The sequence below is a fragment of the Microcoleus sp. B3-D2 genome, assembly GCF_036705345.1.
Classification (GTDB): Bacteria; Cyanobacteriota; Cyanobacteriia; order Cyanobacteriales; family Microcoleaceae; genus Microcoleus.
Map to the genome: position 1 here is coordinate 191,436 of NZ_JAUBUG010000002.1, position 6,673 is coordinate 198,108.

6 protein-coding genes are annotated in these 6,673 nt (G+C 46.5%); 4 read left to right on the top strand and 2 right to left on the bottom strand.

The window, feature by feature from the left end; translation table 11 throughout:
• The first annotated feature begins 1,387 nt into the window (after positions 1-1,387).
• Positions 1,388-2,359, top strand: coding sequence for a solanesyl diphosphate synthase (gene sds, locus QUB14_RS01710; RefSeq protein WP_333214464.1), 972 nt, complete (start codon positions 1,388-1,390; stop codon positions 2,357-2,359).
• 97 nt (positions 2,360-2,456) lie between these two features.
• Here the strand turns inward: sds and QUB14_RS01715 are convergent, their stop codons facing one another.
• On the bottom strand, positions 2,457-2,921 hold the full coding sequence (locus QUB14_RS01715) for a hypothetical protein (protein WP_333214466.1): 465 nt from the start codon (positions 2,919-2,921) through the stop codon (positions 2,457-2,459).
• A 987-nt stretch (positions 2,922-3,908) separates the two neighbouring features.
• Here QUB14_RS01715 and QUB14_RS01720 point away from each other — a divergent pair.
• The 3 genes from QUB14_RS01720 to QUB14_RS01730 all read left to right on the top strand — a co-directional run bounded on the left by QUB14_RS01720 (position 3,909) and on the right by QUB14_RS01730 (position 6,371).
• Positions 3,909-4,259, top strand: coding sequence for a hypothetical protein (locus QUB14_RS01720; protein ID WP_172188736.1), 351 nt, complete (start codon positions 3,909-3,911; stop codon positions 4,257-4,259).
• A 107-nt stretch (positions 4,260-4,366) separates the two neighbouring features.
• On the top strand, positions 4,367-5,887 hold the full coding sequence (ycf46, locus tag QUB14_RS01725; protein WP_190658409.1) for a stress-responsive protein Ycf46: 1,521 nt from the start codon (positions 4,367-4,369) through the stop codon (positions 5,885-5,887).
• A 130-nt stretch (positions 5,888-6,017) separates the two neighbouring features.
• Positions 6,018-6,371 carry a DUF1257 domain-containing protein gene (locus QUB14_RS01730; RefSeq protein WP_006635781.1) on the top strand — a complete coding sequence of 118 codons (354 nt, stop codon included), beginning with the start codon at positions 6,018-6,020 and terminating at the stop codon, positions 6,369-6,371.
• A 164-nt stretch (positions 6,372-6,535) separates the two neighbouring features.
• On the opposite strand, the gene QUB14_RS01735 is transcribed toward QUB14_RS01730, so the two are convergent.
• Positions 6,536-6,658 (bottom strand): hypothetical protein, encoded by a 123-nt coding sequence (locus QUB14_RS01735; RefSeq protein WP_445251808.1) that lies wholly within the window; start codon positions 6,656-6,658, stop codon positions 6,536-6,538.
• Positions 6,659-6,673: the final 15 nt, after the last annotated feature.

Here is a 6,673-nt window from a genome sequence, read left to right on the forward strand (position 1 = left end):
ATATTGGCAAGTATTTTTTTTTAACTTAAAAAAATTATATTTTTTTAAGTTAAAAATTACTTTTGTGGCTCTCTCTAGCAAATTATCTTCTTGGGAAGCTGTGAATAAATGGCAGAGACTATCTTGCTGACTCAGCAAGTTAAGCACCCTTTGATGAAATATTTGATGGCAGTGCAAGTTTATGGATGCCTTTAGTTGAGCAAGCAGGTTGCTAGATTCAGAAATTTCGTGTTTTATTTCTGTAATTTCTTGCCCTACAAAATAGGAATATTGAGATTTTTGGCACAATAACCGACCACTTCAAACTCAGCGTTTTTGAGAGCACTTTAATAGCTTTCTCGGAATATTGGCCGGGTTTCCCTGACATGAAACTTGCTGTGAGCGATACAAGCTGCTACTAAATATAATATCCTGTCTCAGAGGCTGTGGGCATTGAACATCGATAACTGTAGCTACGTGTTGCAGTAACTAGCAGCCCAGAAAATCATGGTACCCGCAATTGTAAATAATAACCCTGCCTTTGCGCGCAAGCATTCAAGGCAGGGTTATTATTGAGTATTCCGAATTCTCAAGGGTGAAGCGAGGACGCTGCTGCCGACTTCGGCTGCCCAGCAGTGCACTACTCGCCCAATCGAGTGATTTTAGCGCTGCGTTCGGCCAACATCAGCACTACATAAATAGTCATTACATAGCCGGCGGCCAGAATGGGAATAATTAGAGGAATATCGCGATAAATCATAATTAGAACCAAAAGTCAAGGACGAGGAGGAGCAGGACAAGTTCAAGACCTACTACATTAAGTCAGTACCCAAGACCATGCCTTGGTTCTGAAGGCTGTTTTTCCATATCAAGCCTGCGGGAACATTTAGGCGTTCCCGGTCATCTATAATGATTTACTGCTTTACAGATGCTTAAACAGCCTAAAACCATCCACTTTAGCTGCTTTGAGCTACCGTGCACATAAGATGCGCTACTCTTAACTTCTGAAAACTTTTAGCCGCGAGGAACTAAAAATCTGTCCCAGAAATTTTGGCTGCGATCGACTAACAAGGCTGGCTCTACGAAACTTTTACAGGCACCTAAAAGCTACCTGCCAGTCTGGCTGTACTTAATGTATAGAATTGTTTAAATCCTTAATACCCATAATAACACAGGGTTTCTGGGATTTAGAGATTTTTTGGCAGTGTCCTTAACAATTCGATACAATAGGGGCAACCCCTCTGGCAGCCGGCTACTCACCTGTGGCAGGCGGGTAACTCCCATCGGGTGGCAGATGACAAATAACTGCCGATCGCCTAGATTTTTCTTTTCTATTGCAGAGAATTACCTTAAAATAAAGATATGATATGTAAAATTTTGTTACTTTACGGCTTGAGTCGGCGTATCCATGATCTCTAGCACTCTCCTATTTTCCTCGGTTGAAGAAGACCTGCGACTGTTGACAGAAAACTTAAAACAGTTAGTGGGTGCCCGTCATCCCATCTTGTACGCGGCTGCAGAATACTTATTCGGCACAAAGGGAAAACGAGTGAGACCCGCAATCGTTCTGTTGATGGCCAAGGCGACTATGCCCGATCGGGAAATCACGGAAAAACACCGCCGGCTCGCTGAAATCACGGAAATGATCCATACAGCTAGTCTCGTACACGATGACGTGGTGGACGAGTCGGATCTGCGGCGGGGAGTGCCGACGGTTCACAGTCGGTTTAACAACCGAGTGGCAGTATTGGCGGGAGATTTTCTGTTTGCTCAATCTTCCTGGCATTTGGCAAATCTCGACAACCTGCCAGTAGTCAAACTGCTTTCAGAAGTGATTATGGATTTAGCTGAGGGGGAAATTCAACAGGGACTCAATGGATTTGACACCAGCTTGTCGATCGAAGCCTACCTCGAAAAAAGTTATTACAAAACAGCGTCTTTAATTGCCAACAGTTCCAAAGCAGCGGGCTGTTTGAGCGAGGTTTCAGCGGAAATAGCAGACGATTTGTACAACTACGGTCGCAACATTGGTTTGGCATTCCAAATAGTTGATGATATATTAGATTTCACTGCTTCAACGGAAACTTTGGGGAAACCGGCCGGCTCGGATCTCAGAAGCGGTAATCTGACAGCACCCGCACTATTCGCCCTAGAAGAAAAACCTTACTTGGAAGTTCTCATAGAACGGGAATTTGCCCAAGAAGGAGATATAGAGCAGGCCCTGGCACTGGTAGAAGATTCTAGAGGCATAGAGCGATCGCGAGAACTAGCCACAAATCACGCACAAAAAGCCGTCGAATACTTAGCTGCGCTGCCCCATTCAGAGTCCCGTCAAGCTTTGATTGATTTGGCTGAATACGTTTTGAGTAGACTTTATTAGAGGTTAAAAAGTTACACTTTATTGGTAATGGGGAATTGGTAAGGGGGAATTCCCAATGCCTAATTCCCTGTTACCAATTAATAGAAAATTGAGTTGTTTAGGCAATATCGGGCGGTGGAGCCGATCGATACTGTTGCAAGTAAACGTTAATTAAACTCTGTACTTGCTCGCGAGGAATTTCCGTCCCGACTTCCTGATTTCCGGGACTTTCAAAAAAAACAATGCTGTCAAGACCTTCCAGAGCTATCATTTGAAATAAAATGTGAGTGACAGGCAAAAGCACTGGTCTGAGGCGATCGCCCCCAGCAGCCGCAGCCTGCGACGCCTCTTTAATACTCGTCCAAGCATAAATCACCCTCTTCTCCCGTCCCGGTTGCTTGAGATTGCTCAAAACCACGATCGCCCAACTTTGGTCTACCGCTTGCAGGATCGAGTATTCGAGGTGCTGTAGCTGTTGGGCAATTAACACCAGTGCCGGGGCGATCGCCTTTAAGATTTGTGGCGTCGAACCGTCGGGCGGAGCTTTTTCGATCAATGCTTGAATCTGTTGGTCTAAATCCATCAGTCAGTTCTTTGATATCTAAAATTAAAAATTTCAGCTTAGCAGGTCCGCATCCAAGTATATATTACCCAGCACTGCCCTATTAAAGATAAGCTGACACCCATCTAAATTTAATATTTAGCACCCTAGAGTCCTTGTAGCGAGCATTGGGGCAAAAAAATTAAGTGCGTAACAGCTTACACAATGTCATCCAAAAAGTCTAACCATAGGGTGCTGAGCGATAGCGCTGTCAAGGTGTGTTAAATCTGAACCCGATAAAAAGCCGAAAACGGCTATTTCACGTTCGGATTTTTCACACTTAAAGCAATAAAAACTGCTTGGGGGAGCTGGGTTTCAAAATCAAAACGCCCAAAGTTAGTAACTTCGTTGTTTACTGAGTCCACCGGTGCTTGCGGCGCACTCTACAAACTCAACCTCGGTGCCGCATAGCACCCTACACCTACAAACTACTACATTTCAAACGTTTGAGGGACTTTTAGCCCAAGCTTTTGAGCCACTTAAGAGCTAGCTGACTATCAGCACCCAGCCCGCTCATGAGTGCAATCTACGTGTTTGCGTCATTGTAGCCGTTGGGTATTGGCAATAGATATTATTTATTACGAGTAGTTTATTTGAGGAAGAAGATTTATCGATCGCCCGCTTTGACATTTGAAGCCTTTGGGGGCATTCTTCACCACTCATGAGCGGGGTGGGTGGTGATGGCGCACCTTACCCCAGATGGCGACTCAAAGAATTTGTTGGCCCTACTCCTCTATATCTATTGTTCCTATTTATAGTTGGTCGATCGTCCTTGACGCTACCCCTACCTGCCGCTGCACCTCGGCCTCATCAGCTACAACCCTAAGTTTTTCGTTTTTAACAGCCCCAGAGTTACCTCAAATGTAACGAAATATTACAACCTGACGCTAAAGCAGCATAGAGGCTTGACAGCAAAGAATTAAGCGGCTAATCTGATATACATACCCGGGTAAGTCAATTCACTGTCATATGCAAGAAAAGCAAAAAGTTACATTGTATCTTCCACCAGAACTGCATCGCCAGCTCAAAATCCGAGCCGCAGTCGAAACTGAACCGATGTCATCAATTGCAGAAAGGGCAATTGTCTTCTACCTAGGAAATCCCGAACTGGTTGACGAAGTAGAAGCCTCCTACGGACAAACCCATCGGGTATACAACTGTCCAGAATGCACGAGTTCAGTAGTAATGCGAGATGGAGAACTGGCATCCGTAACAAGTCAGCCGAGCGTATTGGCTGAACAGGATCTTCCAGTAAAGCAGGTGTCGGGCGTCAGCGCCAGCACGGCCAAACCGGGAGAGGAAGAATTGGTTCCCTGCTAAGAATGCCTTGCTTCCCCAAAAAGCTAAAACTGAAATTTTCAGTAAGAGGGCGAAGGGCAGCATTGAGATTCAGCCAAGATAGCACCGTCTCTAGTGGGTCGAGGACTATGCAAGAAGAGATCAGTATTCTAATCCAAGCTCAATATCCTCTGATCTACCTCGTGACATCCGAGGAAGAGCGGTGTGAGCAAGCAATTTCGACAATAGCTCAAGCAAAACCACAGCGACGAGTATTTATCTGGACTGTAACTCACGGCATTGTGGAGTATGGTCAACCCCGCACCACCACCCAACACAACACCGTCTCGCCAGAGGCAGCAATTGAATGGGTGATCAGGCAGCGAGAACCCAACACTAACGCTAGCATCTACATTTTCAAAGATTTGCATCCTTTTATAGATTCTCCTCCTGTAACGAGGTGGTTGCGCGATGCGATCGCCAACTTCAAAGGAACGCAAAAGACAATTATACTGATGTCTCCTTTGCAGCAAATTCCGATCGAGCTAGAAAAGGAAGTAGTGGTATTAGACTTCGCGTTGCCAGACATGAAGGAACTAAACCAAGTATTGTCTGGTCAGTTGGAGCAAACGAAATCGCGACGCATTACCACAGAAGCGCGAGAAAAACTTTTAAAAGCAGCCTTGGGATTGACCAAAGACGAAGCTGAAAAAGTTTATCGTAAAGCCCAAGTTTCGACTGGGCGCCTCACAGAAGAAGAAGTAGACATAGTTCTTTCGGAGAAAAAGCAATTAATTCGGCGCAACGGCATTCTAGAGTTCATTGAAGAAGACGAAACCCTAGATGCAGTCGGCGGTTTAGAAGAGCTGAAGCGGTGGCTGAGACAGCGTTCCAACGCCTTTACAGAAAGGGCGAGAGAATACGGTCTGCCCCAACCAAAAGGGATGTTAATTCTCGGCGTACCGGGATGCGGAAAATCGCTGATTGCCAAGACCACCTCCCGCCTCTGGGGACTGCCCCTGCTGAGGCTAGATATGGGTAGAGTCTACGACGGCTCGATGGTGGGTCGCTCGGAAGCCAACCTCCGCAATGCCCTCAAAACCGCAGAATCCATCTCTCCAGCCCTCCTCTTCATCGACGAACTAGATAAAGCCTTTGCAGGAGGCACTGGTTCGGCCGACTCAGACGGAGGCACCTCCAGCCGGATTTTCGGTTCCTTCCTCACTTGGATGCAAGAAAAGACTTCCCCAGTCTTCGTAATGGCAACAGCCAACCGAATCGAGCGGTTGCCGGGAGAATTCTTGAGGAAAGGCCGATTCGACGAACTCTTCTTTGTTGATCTGCCTACCAAAGAAGAACGCCAAGATATATTTAAGATTCACCTGTCAAAGCGGCGTCGGGAAATTACTCGCTTCGATTTAGAGCAACTTTCCAATGTTTCCGAGGGCTTTTCAGGTGCAGAGATTGAGCAAGCGCTAGTAGCCGCAATGTACGAAGCCTTCGCTCAAGATCGAGAGTTTACGCAGCTAGACATCATCGCGGCCATTAAATCCACAATGCCACTGTCTAAAACAATGACCGAACAGGTCACCGCCCTGCGAGATTGGGCTAGACAGCGTGCACGGCCCGCTGCGTCTTCCGTCGCTGAATACCAGCGAATGGAATTCTAAAAGCTTTCTCCTGGTCCAAACAGGAGCAAAGGCTAGCAACAGCTAGCAGTTCGATTGAAGAGCCGCCCAGCGGCACCGTTAAATCCAGACCGTTGTTGTTTCTCTCTCAGTTTTATTAGGAGGAAATCCAATGTCTCACTTTAGCACTCTGCGTACCAAAATCACCGATGCCGAAATCCTGAAAGCTTCACTGCGCGACTTGGGCATTTCAGTCAAGTCAGAAGCTGATGTTCGTGGCTATAACGGTCAGCGCGTTCGCTCCGACATCGTAGCGATTCTCGAAGGCGAATATGACCTAGGTTGGTCTCGCAATAGCGATGGTTCCTTTGACCTGATTGCCGACCTCTGGGGCGTCGCCAAAAAACACAATCAAACTGAGTTAATCAACTCCATTAACCAGAAGTACGCAGTTAACAAGACCTTGGCCGCAGTCAAGCAGCGCGGTTTGCAAAATGCCAACGTTAAGCTGGTAGTGCAAAACTAATTGATCTGCAAGTTTCCAAGCTCGCGGGTTAACCAAACAAACGGGTTAACCCGTTTTTCGATCGCTAGGATGTAGAGGGGGGTCTTTGGACCGCCACATATAGCAACCGCCAAGGCGGTTAGGATGCAAGGCGTAGGACATCTTCGATCGCATCACGTAAACAGTCAAACCGCTTTAATTGTTTGCGGATGCGACTCCCCGGCCAAGACTCTTCTTTGTTCAATCCTGTTCAAATCAGGGGAGTACGGCGGTAAATACAACAATCTACACCCTACACTTTGAATCAATTCCTCAATTCGACC

Excerpts from the sequence above, each read along its gene's own strand:
- sds (WP_333214464.1), top strand. The coding sequence starts at position 1,388 with ATGATCTCTAGCACTCTCCTATTTTCCTCGGTTGAAGAAGACCTGCGA.
- QUB14_RS01715 (WP_333214466.1), bottom strand. The coding sequence starts at position 2,921 with ATGGATTTAGACCAACAGATTCAAGCATTGATCGAAAAAGCTCCGCCC.
- QUB14_RS01720 (WP_172188736.1), top strand. The coding sequence starts at position 3,909 with ATGCAAGAAAAGCAAAAAGTTACATTGTATCTTCCACCAGAACTGCAT.
- ycf46 (WP_190658409.1), top strand. The coding sequence starts at position 4,367 with ATGCAAGAAGAGATCAGTATTCTAATCCAAGCTCAATATCCTCTGATC.
- QUB14_RS01730 (WP_006635781.1), top strand. The coding sequence starts at position 6,018 with ATGTCTCACTTTAGCACTCTGCGTACCAAAATCACCGATGCCGAAATC.